Below are 17,600 nucleotides of genomic sequence, written 5' to 3'. Positions count from 1 at the left end.
TAATGCAACAAATTAATGAGTTACGAATTTACTATCATTGTCCCGGTTTATAACGAAGAAGAAAACCTGGAACGAGTAGAAAAAGAACTTTCCGATTATATAGCCAAGTCAACCAAAAAGACCAAGGTTCTTTTTGTTAACGACGGCTCCAAAGACAATAGCCAAAAATTAATAGAACTAATTTGTCAACGCAGTCCCGATTTCTCTTATTTACTATTTGAAGAAAATAGAGGTCTGAGTGCTGCAATCAAGGCAGGGTTTGACTTTGCGGACACCGAATTGGTGGGCTATATTGATTCTGACCTTCAAACAGCTCCTGACGATTTTAATTTGCTGTTAGAAGAAATCGAAGAATTTGATTTAGTCACAGGAGTAAGAGCCGATAGAAAAGATTCCTTCGTTAAAAATATGTCTTCAACCATTGCAAATAGCATCAGACGTGCATTCACACACGATGGAATGGATGATACCGGTTGCCCGTTAAAAGTAATCAAAACGGATTATGCTAAGCGTATCCCTATGTTTAAGGGACTTCATAGATTTTTACCTGCTATGATTTTACTTCAAAATGGAAAAATCAAACAAGTTCCTGTGAGACACTTCCCAAGAATGGCCGGCACTGCCAAATTTGGTTTATGGAATCGTCTTCTAGGACCACTGATGGATTGTTTCGCTTATCTGTGGATGAAGAAAAAATACATTAATTATAGCGTTGCTAAACGAGGTTAATGGAAGACTGGATTATATACTCCATAGGCTTTGTCGCCCAAATGCTGTTTTCCGGGAGAATGATTTTACAATGGATCTTATCCGAAAAACATCAAAAAATTCTAACGCCAAGATTATTTTGGCAATTAAGTCTACTCGCCTCTTTCCTACTTTTTGTCTATGGATGGTTAAGAGACGATTTTGCAATTATTTTAGGACAGGTTCTTACCTACTTTATTTACATCCGAAATATGCAACTTCAGGGAGAATGGACAAAATTCCCTAGACTATTTCGTATTTTTTTATGGTTTTTCCCATTAATTATTGTCATCTACGGTTATAACAATAATGCTTATGACCTTAATGATTTCTTTAAGAATGATGACATCCCCTTGTGGCTATTAACATTAGGAAGTGTTGCCCAAATTGTATTTATGTTTAGATTTATATATCAATGGATTTATAGTGAAAGACGTAAAGAATCAACCCTACCGAAAGGATTCTGGATACTAAGCTTAGCAGGTGCCATACTCATATTAATTTATGCTGTTTTAAGGAAAGACCCCGTTCTCTTAGTAGGACACCTGGCAGGAACATTTATTTATACTAGAAACTTATTTATCTTAAAAAAAGAAAATGCTCAACGCACTGAAAAATAACTACCCCATACTAATCCTGTTAGTATGTGCTTCCATATTCTTTTCTCATTTGGGAACTTTGTATATCAATATCATGGAAGCGAGAAATTTTATTACAGCTCGTGAAATCATTAATAATAATGAATGGCTTTTAACAACCATGAATGGCTTACCACGCTATGAAAAGCCACCCTTGCCTACATGGTTAACAGCTATAACAGGGAGTATTTTTGGAATGAAAAGCTTATTTGGCTTAAGATTACCTGCTGCCCTGATAGTTACTTTCTTAATCTGGATGTGTTACGAACTAGGCATAAAGATTCATAATAATAAAAGATTAAGCTTTATTACCAGCTTAATCTTAGCATCTTCTTTTTATATTATTTTTTCAGGTAGAAACGGGCAATGGGATATTTTTACCCACGGATTCATGATCGCAGCTATCTATTATCTTTTCCTGCTATTTCAGCAAAAAAATAAAGTCTGGATTCATACAGTTCTGGCAAGTCTTTTTTTCGGAGCTTCCTTTTTAAGTAAGGGACCGGTTTCTCCTTATGCTTTATGGTTGCCATTTATAATTGCCTATGGCATTGCATACAAATTTACCGGAATTAAAAATAAAATAGGTCCCATAATGGTTTTCCTGCTCATCGGGCTAGGATTGGGAGCTTCCTGGTTTATTTATGTTCGTTTAGCAGATCCTGAAGCATTTTTAGCCATTACTACAGAAGAAACTGCTAATTGGAGTAGTTACAATGTAAGACCATTCTATTATTATTGGAGCTTCTTTACCCAAAGTGGAATTTGGACAATCCCCTCGTTTATAGCATTATTATATCCTTACTTGAAAAACAAAGTAAGCAACCCCAAAGCATATAAACTTAGCTTCTGGTGGACCATAAGCGCTGTTATACTCTTATCAATGATTCCGGAAAAAAAGTCGAGATATTTACTCCCGGTTCTTATTCCTATGGCAATGAATACGGCCTTTTACATCGAATACTTAATCAATCACTTTAAAGAGTTAAAAAACAAAAAAGAAACCTATCCTGTTTATTTCAATTTTGGATTAATAGCCCTTATCGGATTGGCTTTCCCAATCGGGGGATATGTACTTTTCAATGACAAATTAGAAGGGTCAATGTGGCTATATTTTATTACCACATCAGTCCTGCTCTTCACCATAGGTTTGTTTATCTTAAAAGGGTTAAAACAAAAAAACATCAGCAATGTTTTCCTTTTAACCATTGGTTTTATCATGACCATAATGACTTTTGGTTTTCCAATCTCAAAAGTCTTTAATACCAATACTTCATTTAAAAATGTAGATACCCTTGCTGCCTCTTCAAACTATCAGAACTTAAACATCTATTCCTTTGGAGAACTTGCCCCGGAAATGGTATGGCTTTATGGAAGAGAGGTACCCAGACTTGACGTTAATGGAATGATTAATACCCCTACAAAAAATAACTTCGGTGTATTGGTCACCCTTAAAAAAGAGGACTTATTTAAAGATCATTTCTCCGAATTTTTTGATGTTAAACTCATAGATACATATGACGTAAATTATACGGCCTCTCCCGATCAAAAGAAACATAAGAGTAGGCTTGTTGCCAACTATTATATTCTAACTGCTAAAACTTCGGGTAATAGTTTATAATTAAAATTATTATTAGCTTTAACCCCTCAATAACACACATAAAATGAATCAACTTACAAGAACCGATAAAATTGGATATTTATTCTTGATTTTCGTATTTATCCTTTCACTTTATTTTGGCTTTACCAATCCAGATTATTTTAATAACAATTTTGCCGTGGAAGACGGGGCCGTAGAGTATGGAACAGCATTCATGCTTTTATCCATAAGTATTTTATGTCTCTATAGACTCTTTCTATTAGGTGGATCAAAACCAGCTTTATGGAAAATAGGAGTATTATTTTTTGCCATATTGTTCTTCTTTGGCGCAGGTGAGGAAGTCTCTTGGGGTCAAAGAATCTTTGGAATTGAATCCAGTGATTTTTTCCTTGAAAATAACGCTCAAAAAGAAACCAATCTACACAATCTCGTAGTAAGTGGTAAAAAAGTTAATAAAATTGTGTTCAGCCAGCTACTAATGCTTGCTATGGTAACTTACTTATTGATCGTTCCTTTTTTATATCGTAAAAAAGAATGGGTGAAAAACATCACTAAAAAATTCGCGGTTCCTGTTGTAAAATGGCATCACACGATCGCTTTTATAAGCAGTACTATTTTAGTTACTTTGATTCCTGCGAGCAGAAAATGGGAAGTATACGAATTGGCGTTTGGTGTTATCTTTTTACTTATTTTTCTTAATCCACTCAATAACATTTTATTTAAGCGTAGTTAAGCTTTAATGTAAGCTTTAAATAGAGAGATTGAAAGATCCATCCCATCAATAACCCTATACTAATCCCAGTTATCACATCCAGGGGATAATGCACACCAATATATATTCTGCTATAGGCTACTATAATAGCCCATATAAGCAGAAAAGGCGGCAACCATTTCATGATATCCTTAAAAAGTAAACTAAAGAAAGTAGCCACAGCAAATGAATTTGCCGCGTGAGCAGAGAAATATCCAAATTTACCACCGCAACTCGCTTTAACTAATCTCATGTAAGCGTTTATATCTTCATCATGACAAGGTCGTAACCTTTCTACTCCATACTTAAACAAATTAGCTAATTGGTCTGTTGCTGCTATCATTAACGCTACACCTATTAAAATCAGGAGTGTTTTTTTCCACCTAAAACGCCAGATACTAAAGCCCAGTAATGCAACATACAGAGGTATCGATGAAAACTTATTGGTCATAAACAACCAAAATCCATCCCATTCAGGTGACCCTAAATTGTTTAAATACAAAAATAACTGTTGATCAAGGTGAACTAGTTTATCCAACATAACGGAAGTCAAAATCAGGTTTTAGGATTAATCTTCGTAACGACTTATTTCTCTGTCGTAGAATTCAGATGCCGCTTCAATCAAACTCCCCATTTCAGATTGCAAATCTTGTTCGTCGTCTTTACTGAATTCCTCAAACCATTCTACCTCATCATTGATAAGATTTATAATAAATCTCGGGTATTCTGTATGAATAACAAATATATCATCAGGATGATCTGTATTATCCCCCATTAAAAATCTAGGTAGTTTCATATAACTTCATTTTATGATAATCAAAAGTACAATCTATTTATCAATAGAAGGAGTTGAAACTGACTTTATTTGGCTCGATTCAAATTCGGATTTTAAAATCAGTTTTTTTGTAAGATAGTTAAACCTTATATACAATAAGATGGCTGCTATAGTCAGTCCAGCCAACAAACCAATCCAAATTCCCATTCCACCCAGATCTGTCTTTAATCCAAGATAGTACGAAATTGGAAAACCTATGATCCAGTAAGCCACAAAAGTTATAGCAGTCGGAATTTTAACGTCTTGTAATCCTCTTAAGGCACCCAAGACAGCAATCTGAATACCGTCCGATATTTGAAATATAGCCGCAATGAGCAATAATTCAGAAGCAATCGATATTACCTCAAAATTGTCAACTTGATTTAACAGATCATTTTCATCCAGATATATGGTAGGTAACCAATCCCTCAGTAACGTAAAACCAGTTGCAAACACCACATCAATAAAGAAGGTTAATAAAAATATAGAGAAAGCAATCCTTCGCAAATCTCTGAACCGCTTTAAGCCCTTCTGGTTCCCAACCCGAATCATGGAGGCTACACTTAAGCCTGTAGCTACCATATATGTCATACTCGAAAGGTTTAACGCGATTTGGTTCGCCGCTTGAGGATTTTTCCCTAGCACGCCACTTAACCATACTGCTGCAGTAAAAACAGCAACCTCAAACAACATTTGCATGGAAGAAGGCAACCCTAAATTCAAAATCTTTTTAATAGTACGCTTATGAAGAACCTTGAAATTGAAGTTGGTAATATAGGGGCTGCACTTATCATTCTTTTTAAGCAACCACCACAAATACAGAACCATTAAAATCCGAGAAACTAAGGTCCCAATAGCAGCACCAATAATTCCTAATTTTGGAAAACCAAAATGACCGAAAATCAATAGATAATTAAGAGTAATATTAACAATATTGGCTACAAGGGTAGCATACATAGGGTATTTAGTCTTGGATAATCCATCCGAAAATTGTTTCAAAGCCTGAAAAATAATAAGAGGCACCAAAGAGAAGGCGACCAAATCAAGGTAAGGCATTGCCAACTCAACAACTTCCCCAGGCTGATCCATTAAATACATTAAGGGTTTTGCAGGTAAAAGAAGTAGAAACAATATGATTCCTAGACTGGTACATAAGTACAAACCATGCTTAAAAGCCGATCTACCTCCCTGAATGTCTCCTGAAGCATCTGCTTCCGCTATCAAAGGTGTTATGGCCGTAGAAAATCCAATTCCTAAAGACATTGCAATAAAAATAAAACTATTCCCCAAAGATACTGCAGCCAATTCAGCAGTACCAAGCTGACCCACCATGATATTATCAGCGAAAGCAACAAAGGTATGTCCTAGCATTCCAAGCATTACCGGAGATGCCAATTTTAAATTATAAGCAAACTCTTTTGTGTATTCTTTTAACATGAAGTACTGAAATTGAGTGCGCAAAGATAGAAAAAGCCCTCTGTATAGAATGCATCTATAATTGTAAAATAACCTTAATAAAGTACCATAGACCTGATTTTTAGCAGAATCCAGCCTTAATTAATTAAATTAAAGTTCATCAAAAATAACCCTTATGAACCCATCAGACATAATAGCCTTCATTTGGATTGGATGTTTAATCGCAATGCTAATGATCGTTAAATTTTCAAAAAAGTGAATCATTAATTCATGATCAAAGGATCCTTTGATCACCTGATATAAAAGTGAACATGACAGTTATTAAATTTTAATAACTGCCTACAATTTCTTTGCCTCTTCCCAAAATACATCCATCTCCGCTAAGGTCATATCCTTTAAAGACTTTGATAATTCCTTCGACTTTTTTTCTAAATATTGAAAGCGCTTGATAAATTTTTTATTCGTGCGCTCCAAAGCATTTTCAGGATTGATCTTAAGAAATCTGGCATAATTAATCATACTAAACATAACATCTCCAAATTCAGCTTCTATTTGATCCTGATTACCTGCCTTTATCTCATTCTGAAACTCATTAAGCTCTTCATGCAACTTTTCCCATACTTGTTCTGGCTCCTCCCAGTCAAAACCAACACCTGCAACTTTATCCTGAATTCTATTAGCCTTTACCAATGCCGGTAAACTTTTAGGAACCCCCTCCAGAACACTCTCTTTTCCTTCCTTCAGTTTTAGGTTCTCCCAATTTTTCTTCACCTCTTCTTCATCTTTCACTTCAACATCTCCATAAATATGCGGATGCCTGTCAATCAACTTGTCACAAATCGAGTTTGCAACATCACCGATATCAAAACTGTCTTTTTCGCTCCCTATTTTGGCATAGAACACTATATGAAGCAAAACATCTCCCAATTCCTTTTTTACCTCTTCAAGATCATTATCTAAAATCGCATCACCTAATTCATAGGTTTCTTCAATGGTCAGATGTCTTAATGTTTGCATAGTCTGCTTTCTATCCCACGGACATTGTTCCCGCAACTCATCCATTATAGTTAATAACCGATCGAAAGCTTGTAATTGTTTTTCTCTTGAATTCATATTTGAAGTTTTACACGAACAAAAATACAATTCGATATATTCTTATGCTCACTAAAAAGAACCTTTATTTAACTGCATATCACGAAGAAGCTAAAAAAGCATTCCGTTTATAATCCCTGTATGAATCCCATCGTCTTTTGGCTTCTGCATATTTCGGAAATGCAGCACCTTTTTTTCTATTGACCATAGCAATCTCATAACTGATTTTCCATATGGAAAGCATATCCTTCCAACCTTGATAAAGTTTATACTCAGGATCGTAAATATGAGTAGGCTCTGCGCCTATTCCATTTACTTCCAGCACTTTGAATTCCCTGCCCAGTAATAAATCTTCAATAGACCTGGTTCTAATATCGAACCTTCCAAAATAGAATCCATTCATGGACTTGCATAATTCATCAAATACTTGCTGAAGATTCTCTGTTATAAGATGGTTTCCATTTATGAACTTTGTACCCCTATTGTGATTTCCTATAGCTTCTAACAAGATTGTCTTCCCTTTTGGTATAACGGTACCCCATTCCGCTCTAAATTTTTCCTCTAGTTTGTCCTTTTGCAAATACGCTCTGGAATTAGTATATACAAGCTCTTGAAATGTTCTTTGACCATCTCCATGGAGTGATAAAAAATCTTTTAACGTTACTGAAGGAATACTTCCTGAGATGTTATTGGGTAATCGGTAATAAAAAACTCCAATTTCAATTGGGTAATCAATATACTCCTGAATGACATAATTAATATTAGCATTCTTCAGCTTTTCTTTAAGCTCACTTTGATTATCAATTTTAGATACTAAAAGACCTCGATAGCCAATATCTGGTTTTAATACAATGGGAAATGAAATTTGTTCTTCCCCCATCATTCCATATACTTCCTCAAAACTTGATTCAGGTCTTACTAAAATGGTTTTAGGAACAAATTCACGTGGCACTAATTTTAAGGTCTTATACTTAGAATCGCTTAATATAAACCCTTCGATTCCCGGATTTGTATTTAAAAAGAAGAAAAGACTCCTTGCCTTTATAGCCAGCCAAAAATGCTGTATAAATACCGGAACATACAAGATCCACATCGGCCAGTATTCCCAGCTTTTTATTTTTATTGTAAATGTGTTCTTTTTAAACAGGCTTGCCATCTTGTATTATTTTTTTAATAACCCCAATAGCTTATCCTTTCTTAATACCAAAACAACTATGGAGCATAACAAAGTGATTAGAGCCAGAGAAAACAATACCCCTCCATCATGATTATAATTTACACCAATTACAAAAATGTGAGAAAAAACAGCTCCAAGCATGATCCCTATACCTAAAATGGCACCTAAATGAGAAGTCTTTGGAAGAATTAAAAATATAACCGTTAATAATTCAATTATTCCAAGTCCAATCCTACCAAAAGGCTCCGCACCTAGTTGTTCAAACAACATCACACTATCCGGGTGACCTGTAAACTTAAAATACAATGTCTGTAATAAAATAACAGCTGCAATCCAGGCTGCTATTCGCTCTATGTAAAATTTTTTATTGTTCATGACTAAAAACTTTTTCACGATAGATTAAGTCACTTTCTCCATTCTTAACGATGACCTGAGTAGTACTTACGGTTTTTACATGAGGTAGATCCAGCACAAATAAATTATCCGCTTCCACTCCATGTAACCTAAGCAAGTTTTCAGCAGTTGATTGGTTATTCTTTAAAAAACCCTCAAAGTATTTCAACTTTTCAAGGTGAGCTTCATCATTATACAATGTGCTCGAAGACCATAAATGACTTTTAGAATTATCCAATTCCTGTATACGCTTCTCCTTACCATCCCAAACCAACACCAATAAATTCTCATCGTCCACTAAGACTAAAGTAAAAGGTTCAATATTATGGAAATTTGATTCTTTAATAAAACCCCAAAAAGAATCCGCTTCAAAGGCTTCAAAAACAATTTGTCCACGGCTTTTACGATAAGGCAACTCTCGCTTATGTTTCACAAACCCACCATTCATTATACACGCAGTTTTATATGCTCCGTCAGTAGCGATCCAGGTTCCTCCTTTTTCCGCATCAATTGGAGCTGTAACTTTAATTCCACCCTTTAAAAGCTTTTGCTGGGGAGAAAAAGTTTTCCGTTTTGGACTCTCGTCTCGGTTAGATGTTAATATATAACCTGAATGTTTTGGTATAAAACTTACTGTGCACATATCTTTTGATTCCTAATGGTTGAAGCAGCCACGCCAAAATTATCATCAATTCCCTCAATCCCTAATGCTTTCATTCCAATTTTAATAATAGCCATATGGTGAACAGCATGTTCTATATTATACAGAAGCTCTCGAAAATAAGTTGTTTGCAATGAAATACACTCTTTTTCTTCAGACTCACAATAGTCTGCTTCCAAAGTAATCTGAAAATCCCCTTTTTCCTCACAAACTACCTGTAAAATAGTTTCAATTTGAGCTAAACAGACTTTAATTCTTGTCTCTATAGAAATATCTCTATTTCTTAAATCATAATTCAAAATTTTGGAATTCTTACTTGCTATCAAACATTGGTAAAACTCTAAAACGTGTCTTACATGCATCCCTATGGTTGAATTATTTAAAACTTCCATAGGTTTTACATACTGATCTTCTGATAAAAGAGATATTTGATTTTTAAGCTTGGTTAGGTTTTGGCAGGTGGCTTCTATAATCATAGTTATATTTTACATATATATAGACGTTGTTTTTTCATTTCCTTACGTTCATAAATTTAATAAAAAAGAAAAACCCTCAACAATGTGAGGGTTTTTAAATGCTAATATTTTGGAAATTATTTACTCTGCCTGATCTTCTGAAGTCTCTTCTTCAACCTCTTCAAAGTCTGTTAGACCCTTTCCTTGTAAAATGTTATACCACATGATAACTTTCTTAATATCGCTGGCATAAACTCTGTCTTCATCGTATTCGGGTAGAATTTCAAAAAAGTACTCCTCGAGCTTAATTTTATCATCTTTATGACTTATTGAAGTCGCAGATCCATTTTCTTTCTCCTGAATTTTCTTAAAGACTTCTCTCAATGGAATTTCCTCTGTAGTAGTGTAAATAGCTATTTCAGAAAGTAAGCTTACATTATTTCTTAATCCTACAGTTATTTTTTTTCCATCAACCAACGACTCAGCTACAAATCCTGTTCTGGTTTGGGTTTTCAATTCATACAAACCCGGCTTGCCTGATATTGACAATATTTTATCTAAACTCATACTCATTATTTTTTACGACGCAAATATGGATTCTTTCGGTTTTATATCAAAAAAATTAACGGCCTTTTTTAGCTAGCGGAAAACGCATTTTATAATCCACTTTAACTTTCCCTTTGGCTATATTCGCCAACTTCCCTTTGATCAAACGCTTTTTTAATGATGACAACTTATCGGTAAACAGAATACCATCTATATGATCGTATTCATGCTGGATTACCCTGGCTGCCAAACCACTAAATGTCTCGACGTGCTTCTCAAAATTCTCATCGTAATATTCCATGGTTACAGTTTCATTACGAGTAACGTCCTCACGAACATCAGGAATTGACAAACAGCCCTCATTAAAAGCCCATTCTGATCCGGTTTCTTCTACAATTTTAGCATTGATAAATACCTTTTTAAACTCCTTAAGTTCATTTTGCTCTTCTTCGGTTAAATCATCATCTTCAGCAAAAGGAGAAGCATCTACAATAAATAAACGTATCGATAACCCTATTTGAGGAGCTGCCAACCCAACGCCATATGCATTGTACATCGTCTCAAACATATTTGCAATAAGCTCTTCAAGAGCTGGATAATCTTTAGCTATATCTGTTGCTTCCTGCTTTAGTACCGGATCTCCATATGCTCTAATAGGTATAATCATCTTTTTTCATTTTAAGGTGCAAAAGTACATTAATTTTTTACTTTAAAAACTCGCAAAATGCTTTAACGATAAACTTAAATGGTATATTTTAAGAATGACTCGCTAAATAATCTTGTAAAATAATGGTAGCACTGATTTCATCGATCAAACCCTTATTTTTACGTACTTTTTTCTTTTGTTTGGTATCCAATAAACTCTGAAATGCCATCTTTGAAGTAAATCGCTCATCAATTCTACTTACCGGTATTTCCGGTAAAACATTTTTAAGCTTCACCAAAAACTTTTCGATTTTTGATTCGACCTCTGAGGCTTCATTATGCAACCTTTTAGGTTCTCCCACCACGATGAGTTCAACTTTTTCCTTTGACAAATAATCCGTTAAAAAAGATAAAAGTTCAGAAGTTTCAACCGTTGTTAAACCTGAAGCAATTAATTTTAGCTCATCAGTCACAGCAATTCCCGTTCTTTTTGTTCCATAATCTAAAGCCAATATTCTTGCCATACCTTTCATTTTTAGCAAAAATACGGTATAAAATGTTATACCTGTAAATTTGAAAGGTTATTTGGCGAGAAGAAATTATCTTTGTTGAAAATTTATTTTAAATGAAAGAATTGCAAGATATCATAGAAAAAGCCTGGGATAACAGAGACTTACTTAAAGAAGAAACCACGACTTCTGCTATTAGAAAAGTAGTTTCGCTTTTAGATGAAGGAGAACTGCGTGTTGCAGAGCCTACAAACGATGGTTGGCAAGTGAATGAATGGGTGAAAAAAGCGGTGGTTTTATACTTCCCTATACAAAAAATGGAAACTATTGAAGCTGGTCCTTTAGAGTTTCACGATAAAATCCCTTTAAAGAAAAATTATGCCGAAAAAGGAATACGAGTAGTACCTCATGCCGTTGCAAGACATGGTGCTTACATCTCATCTGGTGTTATCATGATGCCAAGTTATGTAAACATTGGAGCTTATGTGGATGAAGGCACGATGGTAGACACTTGGGCTACCGTAGGAAGCTGTGCTCAGATTGGTAAAAATGTACACCTTAGTGGAGGTGTAGGTATTGGAGGTGTTTTAGAACCTTTACAAGCAGCACCGGTTATAATTGAAGATAATGCTTTTATCGGATCCAGATGTATTGTTGTTGAAGGTGTTCGAGTGGAATCAGAAGCTGTTTTAGGAGCTAACGTGGTTCTGACTGCATCGACAAAAATTATTGACGTTACCGGTGAAGAACCAATTGAAATGAAAGGTAGAGTGCCTGCAAGATCCGTTGTGATCCCTGGTAGTTATACCAAGAAATTTGCCGCGGGAGAGTATCAGGTTCCTTGCGCTTTGATTATTGGCAAAAGAAAGCCTAGTACAGATAAGAAAACATCGTTAAACAATGCACTTCGTGAATACGACGTAGCTGTATAATTAATGATTTTAGAATAAATAAAAAGAGCCTCCTGATGGAGGCTCTTTTTATTTAGCTCTTTTTTCAATTCCATATGGCGTCCAGGGTTGTTTAGAGTCTCTCGTATGCTTACGAATCGCATTGTTCTTATCAATAGACTCCTGATTCTTATAACCTCTTTTATGATCGAGATGTACACAGACAGCACTATAACGTATTTGTTTAGACTTTATACCGTAGTTAAACAAACGCTCTCCAAGCTCCCTGTCTTGTCCTCCATACTGCATGCGTTCATCCATACCATTAACCGCCAAAATATCTTTTTTCCAACCCGATGAATTATGACCGTTCCAACTGGCATTGGTAGGGGTTATAAAGTTTAAGAATTTTGATTTATTCCCGCTGGCCGTAAGCTTGTTATTTTTAAAGGTAGATTTAATACCATTTTCTTTCAGCCACTCCATATCGAAACACCTGCCCGTAAGTATATCCTCTTTGGTAATCATTTTGGAAATATCCATTGGCAACTTATAATACCCTCCAGATAAAAAATACCCTTCTTCCTTATAGCGATCGTGAACCTCTAAAAAATCTGCTCTGGGAATACAGTCACCATCACTCATTAAAATATAATTCCCTCGACTTGCTACAATTGCTTTATTTAATATTCTGGATTTTTGAAAACCGTCGTCTTCCTGCCAAACATGAACTATTGGATACTTTACCTCTTTCTGCATCTTTTCCAATAATTCCCTCGTTTTTGGGCCCGATCCATCGTCGGCAATTACCACTTCAAAATTTTCAAGAGTCTGCGTTTGATATCCCCACAAGACCTTTTCAAGCCATGCCTCAGCGTTATAAGTACTTATGATAACGGAAATGCTTATTTCATTCATCTACCTTAATATTTTGGTATACAAAAGTATAAATGATAATTTATATATCTTTGCACGAATGAAATAAAAATCCCCCCTTATCTCATGTTCAAAAGAATAATGCTTGGTGCTGCAAAAAAATTAAAGTTTCTTCCAGCGGATACGTACGCTAAAATTCATTATGAATATTACACGGGTAAAAGACTCGATTTAGCAAACCCTAAAGAATTTAATGAAAAAATCCAATGGATTAAAACTTACTACAGACCCCCCATACTTAATAAATTGGTAGATAAGTATGCGGTACGGGACTATGTTGAAAAAACCATCGGAAAAGAATATCTTAACGATTGTCTGGGTGTCTATAACAAAGTTAGCGAAATAGACTTCAATGCCCTCCCTGATCAATTTGTTCTTAAAGGTGTACACGGATGTAATTACAACCTTATCGTTAAAGACAAAAAGAGGCTAAATATACCTAAAGCTAAACTTAAAATCCATAAATGGCTCAATCAGAATTACTACTATAAAAGCGGTCAGGAATGGGCTTATAAAGACATTAAGCCAAGAATCATTTGTGAAAAATACCTGTGTGAATTGAATAATGATTCATTAAATGATTATAAATTATATTGCTTTAATGGAAAAGTTAAATTGATACAAGTTGACCTGGATCGATACAATAATTTCACTAGGGCCTTTTATGACGTTGAATGGAACAAACAACCATTCACAAAAGGCACACATTGCACGCCTCTCGACAAATCAATTGAAAAACCAAAAGCGCTGGCAAAAATGATTCAACTGGCTGAAAAATTAGGAAAAAACTTTCCTTTTGTTCGAATCGACATGTATGCGCTGGAAGAAAAGATTATTTTTGGAGAAATGACTTTTTACCCCGGAGATGGAAGGATTGAATTCAGCCCTGATTCCTACAATAAAAAAATTGGAGACTGGATAGAGTTACCAGAATTGATCGGCGGACAAACTTGTATTAAAAAAGTGAAAAACCAAAAAGAAATACAATATTCGATTTAAAAAAGTTTTCTATGCTTCAATCTGAAATTGAAAAATCACTGGAAGTTTTAAATAAAGGTGGACTCATACTATATCCCACTGATACCGTTTGGGGTATAGGCTGTGATGCTACGAATCCGGAAGCTGTTAAAAAAGTATACGACCTGAAACAGCGGGAAGACTCTAAAGCACTCATTTGTTTGGTTTCAGATACCAGAATGTTGGCAAAATATATTTACGAAGTTCCGGAAGTGGCTTATCAACTGTTAGATGCCTCTGACAAACCCACTACAATCATCTATGACAACCCCATTAATGTTGCTGGTAATTTGGTAGCTTCTGACAATACACTTGCGATACGGGTCGCTTCGGATGAGTTTTGCCAAAGAATGGTCAGACAGTTTAAACGTCCATTAGTTTCTACTTCCGCTAACATTAGTGGATACCCTACTCCACAATCCTTTTCAGAAATAAATCAGGAAATTTTAAAAGGTGTTGACTATGTAGTAAATTTGCACCGCGATAAAAAATGTAACAAACCCTCCACCATTATCAAAATTGGAAATGATGGGGTGTTTAAAATTATCCGTAAATAATAAAGTTGGATTTTTAAAATCCTCTTTAAAGATATATTCCTGAAAAAAATTACTTAGTGGCAACAGAGAATCATAAAAAGGCAATTGAGCACCCTATATTTGAGCTTATTTCTCAAACATCCGAAGAATTAAACCTTAAGAGCTACGTCATTGGTGGTTTTGTTCGTGATTATTTATTGGAAAGAGGCACCCCTAAAGACATTGATATTGTTGCCATAGGTAGTGGTATTGAATTAGCAAAAGCCGTAGCCAAAAAACTCCCTAAAAACCCTAAGGTCTCGGTATTCAGGAATTTTGGCACCGCAATGATCAAAACTGATGATCTCGAAATTGAGTTTGTTGGAGCAAGGAAAGAGAGCTACAACGAAGACAGCAGAAAACCAGTTGTTGAAGATGGTAGCTTGGAAGATGATCAAAATCGTCGTGATTTTACTATCAACGCCTTGGCCCTATCATTATCAAAAGAAAATTTCGGTCAGTTACTTGACCCTTTCAATGGGGTACAAGACTTGGAAAACGGAATTATCAAAACTCCGCTGGATCCGGACATTACTTACTCTGATGATCCGCTTCGAATGATGCGCGCTATAAGATTTGCTACACAATTAAGTTTTATAATTGAAGACGAATCCCTCGAGGCTATTAAGCGAAATAAAGAACGAATAAAAATTATTTCGAAAGAAAGAATAGTTGATGAACTTAATAAAATACTATTGTCGCCTCAACCTTCTCTTGGATTCAAGTTGCTATTAAAAACAGAACTACTAAAATATATTCTACCCGAACTCACTAACCTTCAGGGCATTGAAGAAATTGAAGGACAACGTCATAAAGACAATTTTTGGCATACCCTGGAAGTAGTAGATAATATCAGTGAAAATACTGATAACCTATGGCTCAGATGGGCTGCGCTATTACATGACATCGGTAAAGCTCCAACTAAAAAATTCGACAAAAAAATAGGTTGGACATTTCATGGACATGAATTTATTGGTTCTAAAATGGTATTTAAACTCTTTAAACGTTTACGAATGCCATTAAATGATAAAATGAAGTTTGTTCAAAAAATGGTACTGTTAAGTTCGAGACCAATAGTCTTGGCTCAGGATATAGCGACCGATTCTGCTGTAAGAAGACTTATCTTTGATGCAGGCGACCATATAGAAGACTTAATGACACTTTGTGAAGCAGATATCACAACCAAAAATCCTAAAAAATTTAAAAAATATCATAACAACTTTCAGATTGTAAGAAATAAAATAACTGAAGTTGAGGAACGTGATCACATCAGGAACTTTCAACCACCTATAGATGGACAGGAAATTATGGATACTTTTAACCTAAAACCTTCAAGAGAAATTGGCATAATTAAAGAAGCGATTAAAGAGGCGATTCTTGAAGGAGAAATTCCAAATGAATATAATGCGGCACACAAGTTTATGATTAAAAAAGGAGAACAATTAGGATTAAAAATCAATAACTAATCAAATAATAAACCAACCGACCATACCAATAAAAAAAACGCATATGAAACGAACATTAAGAAATTTAAACATTCCTTCATAATAAGAGATGTTTAACCTTCTTAATGAGAGAACGCAGTGCATCGGAGTAATTGCACACGTTCTTAATTTTATAATTAACTCATGACAAAATAAATACTAAAATTGAAACGTGTGAAAAAAGATTCTAAAAAAGTCATTTACTGGCTTTTACTCGGTTGTTTTTTAATTTTTATCATGGTTATCGTGGGCGGAATAACCAGGCTTACACATTCAGGTTTATCCATGTCTGAATACAAGCTGGTTACCGATATGCTACCTCCAATGAATGAACAGGAATGGCATGACGCTTTTGAAATCTATAAGCAATTCCCCGAATACCAAAAACTCAATTATCACTTCACTCTTGAAGACTTTAAAGACATTTATTTCTGGGAATGGTTGCATCGCTTAATAGGCAGAATCATCGGACTGGTATTTTTCATCCCTTTTATATACTTTCTACTCACCAAACAACTAACAAGAAAAACTACCTACAAATCATTATTTTTAATGTTCCTGGGTGGGTTCCAGGGTTTTCTAGGTTGGTATATGGTGAAGAGTGGATTAATTGACAGACCTGACGTAAGTCATTATCGCTTGGCCATTCACCTGATAGCTGCGTTCATCACCTTCGCTGCAACATTTTGGGTAGCCTTGGATATTATATACCCAAATCGTAATCCGGTCAATAAACCATTTAGAAATTTAATAATTTTAGGTACCGTTGTTTTACTAATCCAGATAATATGGGGAGCATTTGTTGCTGGATTAGATGCCGGATGGGTTCACAATCATTGGCCATTGATGTCAGAAGGTAAACTAATACACGACACTGTATTCATTGAAAGAGAAACACTATGGAAAAATCTAACAGAAGGAAGAAGTGGAGTTCAGTTTGTCCATCGCTATTTGGCGTATATTGTGGTTTTTATCATAGGCCTGATTGCCTATAAGGCTCGTAAAATGAAACTTACAACACCCCAGAAAAATAGTATTATTGCCCTCCTTGGCATAGTGATTCTTCAGTTTGTCCTTGGAGTATTTACCTTAATTCTTGCAGTTCCGGTGTGGCTGGGCGTTGTACATCAGGTTGGTGCATTTTTCCTGTTAAGCGCAATGACTTTTACATTACACCGTTTTAGATAAAATACGCAAGGGCCCTATCATTTGGCTACGAATTAAAAACCAAAATAGACGCTAATAAAAGCGTCA

At 35.1% G+C, this 17,600-nt stretch carries 21 protein-coding genes; 9 read left to right on the top strand and 12 right to left on the bottom strand.

The annotated features are described in order from the left end of the window. The first annotated feature begins 15 nt into the window (after nucleotides 1-15). Genes BM361_RS02965 through BM361_RS02950 form a run of 4 tightly spaced genes read left to right on the top strand, consistent with a single transcriptional unit; the run spans nucleotide 16 to nucleotide 3,718 of the window. Nucleotides 16-729, top strand: coding sequence for a glycosyltransferase family 2 protein (locus BM361_RS02965; RefSeq protein ID WP_038264989.1), 714 nt, complete (start codon nucleotides 16-18; stop codon nucleotides 727-729). Further along, complete coding sequence (locus tag BM361_RS02960; RefSeq protein ID WP_038264991.1) at nucleotides 729-1,367, top strand: lipid-A-disaccharide synthase N-terminal domain-containing protein; 639 nt, start codon at nucleotides 729-731, stop codon at nucleotides 1,365-1,367. Before BM361_RS02965 ends, BM361_RS02960 begins: the two co-directional genes overlap by 1 nt. Continuing rightward, complete coding sequence (locus tag BM361_RS02955) at nucleotides 1,345-3,006, top strand: ArnT family glycosyltransferase (RefSeq protein WP_074976811.1); 1,662 nt, start codon at nucleotides 1,345-1,347, stop codon at nucleotides 3,004-3,006. The genes BM361_RS02960 and BM361_RS02955 overlap by 23 nt, the downstream gene beginning before the upstream one ends. A gap of 43 nt (nucleotides 3,007-3,049) precedes the next feature. Next, the gene (locus BM361_RS02950) at nucleotides 3,050-3,718 is read left to right on the top strand and encodes a hypothetical protein (protein ID WP_074976808.1); all 669 of its coding nucleotides are present in this window, start codon (nucleotides 3,050-3,052) and stop codon (nucleotides 3,716-3,718) included. Here BM361_RS02950 and BM361_RS02945 read toward each other — a convergent pair. The 11 genes from BM361_RS02945 to ruvX form a co-directional block, all read right to left on the bottom strand. After that, nucleotides 3,705-4,277 (bottom strand): phosphatase PAP2 family protein, encoded by a 573-nt coding sequence (locus BM361_RS02945; RefSeq protein WP_074976806.1) that lies wholly within the window; start codon nucleotides 4,275-4,277, stop codon nucleotides 3,705-3,707. The two genes, BM361_RS02950 and BM361_RS02945, sit on opposite strands and share 14 nt — an antisense overlap. Before the next feature lie 27 nt (nucleotides 4,278-4,304). Continuing rightward, nucleotides 4,305-4,532, bottom strand: a complete 228-nt coding sequence (locus BM361_RS02940) for a hypothetical protein (RefSeq protein ID WP_074976804.1) — start codon at nucleotides 4,530-4,532, stop codon at nucleotides 4,305-4,307. Nucleotides 4,533-4,565: 33 nt separating this feature from the next. After that, nucleotides 4,566-5,987 carry an MATE family efflux transporter gene (locus BM361_RS02935; protein WP_051413477.1) on the bottom strand — a complete coding sequence of 474 codons (1,422 nt, stop codon included), beginning with the start codon at nucleotides 5,985-5,987 and terminating at the stop codon, nucleotides 4,566-4,568. A gap of 318 nt (nucleotides 5,988-6,305) precedes the next feature. Then, entirely contained in the window at nucleotides 6,306-7,079 is a 774-nt protein-coding gene (gene mazG, locus BM361_RS02930; protein WP_074976802.1) for a nucleoside triphosphate pyrophosphohydrolase, read from the bottom strand. Nucleotides 7,080-7,158: 79 nt separating this feature from the next. Next, nucleotides 7,159-8,214 (bottom strand): ATP-grasp domain-containing protein, encoded by a 1,056-nt coding sequence (locus BM361_RS02925; protein ID WP_051413478.1) that lies wholly within the window; start codon nucleotides 8,212-8,214, stop codon nucleotides 7,159-7,161. 6 nt (nucleotides 8,215-8,220) lie between these two features. Beyond that, on the bottom strand, nucleotides 8,221-8,610 hold the full coding sequence (locus BM361_RS02920) for a DoxX family protein (RefSeq protein ID WP_051413479.1): 390 nt from the start codon (nucleotides 8,608-8,610) through the stop codon (nucleotides 8,221-8,223). Next, nucleotides 8,600-9,271, bottom strand: coding sequence for an NRDE family protein (locus BM361_RS02915; protein WP_074976800.1), 672 nt, complete (start codon nucleotides 9,269-9,271; stop codon nucleotides 8,600-8,602). Before BM361_RS02915 ends, BM361_RS02920 begins: the two co-directional genes overlap by 11 nt. Beyond that, entirely contained in the window at nucleotides 9,259-9,765 is a 507-nt protein-coding gene (locus tag BM361_RS02910) for a hypothetical protein (RefSeq protein WP_074976798.1), read from the bottom strand. Before BM361_RS02910 ends, BM361_RS02915 begins: the two co-directional genes overlap by 13 nt. A 120-nt stretch (nucleotides 9,766-9,885) precedes the next feature. Continuing rightward, nucleotides 9,886-10,311 (bottom strand): DUF5606 family protein, encoded by a 426-nt coding sequence (locus BM361_RS02905; RefSeq protein ID WP_038265007.1) that lies wholly within the window; start codon nucleotides 10,309-10,311, stop codon nucleotides 9,886-9,888. 55 nt (nucleotides 10,312-10,366) lie between these two features. Continuing rightward, nucleotides 10,367-10,957 (bottom strand): peptide deformylase, encoded by a 591-nt coding sequence (gene def / locus BM361_RS02900; protein WP_038265010.1) that lies wholly within the window; start codon nucleotides 10,955-10,957, stop codon nucleotides 10,367-10,369. 88 nt (nucleotides 10,958-11,045) lie between these two features. Beyond that, nucleotides 11,046-11,459: a Holliday junction resolvase RuvX gene (gene ruvX / locus BM361_RS02895; RefSeq protein WP_038265541.1), complete on the bottom strand. Its 414-nt coding sequence runs from the start codon at nucleotides 11,457-11,459 to the stop codon at nucleotides 11,046-11,048. 101 nt (nucleotides 11,460-11,560) lie between these two features. Between ruvX and BM361_RS02890 the strand changes: the two genes are divergently transcribed. After that, nucleotides 11,561-12,376 (top strand): 2,3,4,5-tetrahydropyridine-2,6-dicarboxylate N-succinyltransferase, encoded by an 816-nt coding sequence (locus BM361_RS02890; RefSeq protein WP_038265013.1) that lies wholly within the window; start codon nucleotides 11,561-11,563, stop codon nucleotides 12,374-12,376. A gap of 48 nt (nucleotides 12,377-12,424) precedes the next feature. Here BM361_RS02890 and BM361_RS02885 read toward each other — a convergent pair whose 3' ends face one another. Further along, on the bottom strand, nucleotides 12,425-13,252 hold the full coding sequence (locus tag BM361_RS02885; protein WP_038265015.1) for a glycosyltransferase family 2 protein: 828 nt from the start codon (nucleotides 13,250-13,252) through the stop codon (nucleotides 12,425-12,427). A gap of 84 nt (nucleotides 13,253-13,336) precedes the next feature. On the opposite strand from BM361_RS02885, the gene BM361_RS02880 reads away from it, so the two are divergent. The 4 genes from BM361_RS02880 (at nucleotide 13,337) to BM361_RS02865 (ending at nucleotide 17,534) form a co-directional block, all read left to right on the top strand. Continuing rightward, nucleotides 13,337-14,269: an ATP-grasp fold amidoligase family protein gene (locus tag BM361_RS02880; protein ID WP_074976797.1), complete on the top strand. Its 933-nt coding sequence runs from the start codon at nucleotides 13,337-13,339 to the stop codon at nucleotides 14,267-14,269. An 11-nt stretch (nucleotides 14,270-14,280) separates the two neighbouring features. Further along, on the top strand, nucleotides 14,281-14,844 hold the full coding sequence (locus BM361_RS02875; RefSeq protein ID WP_038265019.1) for an L-threonylcarbamoyladenylate synthase: 564 nt from the start codon (nucleotides 14,281-14,283) through the stop codon (nucleotides 14,842-14,844). A gap of 56 nt (nucleotides 14,845-14,900) precedes the next feature. After that, nucleotides 14,901-16,328: a CCA tRNA nucleotidyltransferase gene (locus BM361_RS02870; RefSeq protein ID WP_038265022.1), complete on the top strand. Its 1,428-nt coding sequence runs from the start codon at nucleotides 14,901-14,903 to the stop codon at nucleotides 16,326-16,328. Nucleotides 16,329-16,520: 192 nt separating this feature from the next. Then, nucleotides 16,521-17,534 (top strand): COX15/CtaA family protein, encoded by a 1,014-nt coding sequence (locus BM361_RS02865; RefSeq protein WP_038265543.1) that lies wholly within the window; start codon nucleotides 16,521-16,523, stop codon nucleotides 17,532-17,534. Nucleotides 17,535-17,600: the final 66 nt, after the last annotated feature.

It is taken from the genome of Zhouia amylolytica, from assembly GCF_900116365.1.
Lineage (GTDB): Bacteria > Bacteroidota > Bacteroidia > Flavobacteriales > Flavobacteriaceae > Zhouia > Zhouia amylolytica.
Note: the sequence above shows the minus strand (reverse complement) of the source record. Positions and strands in the feature narration are given on the sequence as shown.

What these genes read in the sequence shown, in the direction of transcription:
- BM361_RS02905 (WP_038265007.1), bottom strand. Translation starts at nt 10,311, where the DNA reads ATGAGTTTAGATAAAATATTGTCAATATCAGGCAAGCCGGGTTTGTAT.
- BM361_RS02940 (WP_074976804.1), bottom strand. Translation starts at nt 4,532, where the DNA reads ATGAAACTACCTAGATTTTTAATGGGGGATAATACAGATCATCCTGAT.
- mazG (WP_074976802.1), bottom strand. Translation starts at nt 7,079, where the DNA reads ATGAATTCAAGAGAAAAACAATTACAAGCTTTCGATCGGTTATTAACT.
- BM361_RS02950 (WP_074976808.1), top strand. Translation starts at nt 3,050, where the DNA reads ATGAATCAACTTACAAGAACCGATAAAATTGGATATTTATTCTTGATT.
- BM361_RS02880 (WP_074976797.1), top strand. Translation starts at nt 13,337, where the DNA reads ATGTTCAAAAGAATAATGCTTGGTGCTGCAAAAAAATTAAAGTTTCTT.
- BM361_RS02965 (WP_038264989.1), top strand. Translation starts at nt 16, where the DNA reads ATGAGTTACGAATTTACTATCATTGTCCCGGTTTATAACGAAGAAGAA.
- BM361_RS02910 (WP_074976798.1), bottom strand. Translation starts at nt 9,765, where the DNA reads ATGATTATAGAAGCCACCTGCCAAAACCTAACCAAGCTTAAAAATCAA.
- BM361_RS02945 (WP_074976806.1), bottom strand. Translation starts at nt 4,277, where the DNA reads ATGTTGGATAAACTAGTTCACCTTGATCAACAGTTATTTTTGTATTTA.
- BM361_RS02960 (WP_038264991.1), top strand. Translation starts at nt 729, where the DNA reads ATGGAAGACTGGATTATATACTCCATAGGCTTTGTCGCCCAAATGCTG.
- BM361_RS02955 (WP_074976811.1), top strand. Translation starts at nt 1,345, where the DNA reads ATGCTCAACGCACTGAAAAATAACTACCCCATACTAATCCTGTTAGTA.
- BM361_RS02935 (WP_051413477.1), bottom strand. Translation starts at nt 5,987, where the DNA reads ATGTTAAAAGAATACACAAAAGAGTTTGCTTATAATTTAAAATTGGCA.
- BM361_RS02920 (WP_051413479.1), bottom strand. Translation starts at nt 8,610, where the DNA reads ATGAACAATAAAAAATTTTACATAGAGCGAATAGCAGCCTGGATTGCA.
- def (WP_038265010.1), bottom strand. Translation starts at nt 10,957, where the DNA reads ATGATTATACCTATTAGAGCATATGGAGATCCGGTACTAAAGCAGGAA.
- ruvX (WP_038265541.1), bottom strand. Translation starts at nt 11,459, where the DNA reads ATGGCAAGAATATTGGCTTTAGATTATGGAACAAAAAGAACGGGAATT.
- BM361_RS02885 (WP_038265015.1), bottom strand. Translation starts at nt 13,252, where the DNA reads ATGAATGAAATAAGCATTTCCGTTATCATAAGTACTTATAACGCTGAG.
- BM361_RS02875 (WP_038265019.1), top strand. Translation starts at nt 14,281, where the DNA reads ATGCTTCAATCTGAAATTGAAAAATCACTGGAAGTTTTAAATAAAGGT.
- BM361_RS02925 (WP_051413478.1), bottom strand. Translation starts at nt 8,214, where the DNA reads ATGGCAAGCCTGTTTAAAAAGAACACATTTACAATAAAAATAAAAAGC.
- BM361_RS02915 (WP_074976800.1), bottom strand. Translation starts at nt 9,271, where the DNA reads ATGTGCACAGTAAGTTTTATACCAAAACATTCAGGTTATATATTAACA.
- BM361_RS02890 (WP_038265013.1), top strand. Translation starts at nt 11,561, where the DNA reads ATGAAAGAATTGCAAGATATCATAGAAAAAGCCTGGGATAACAGAGAC.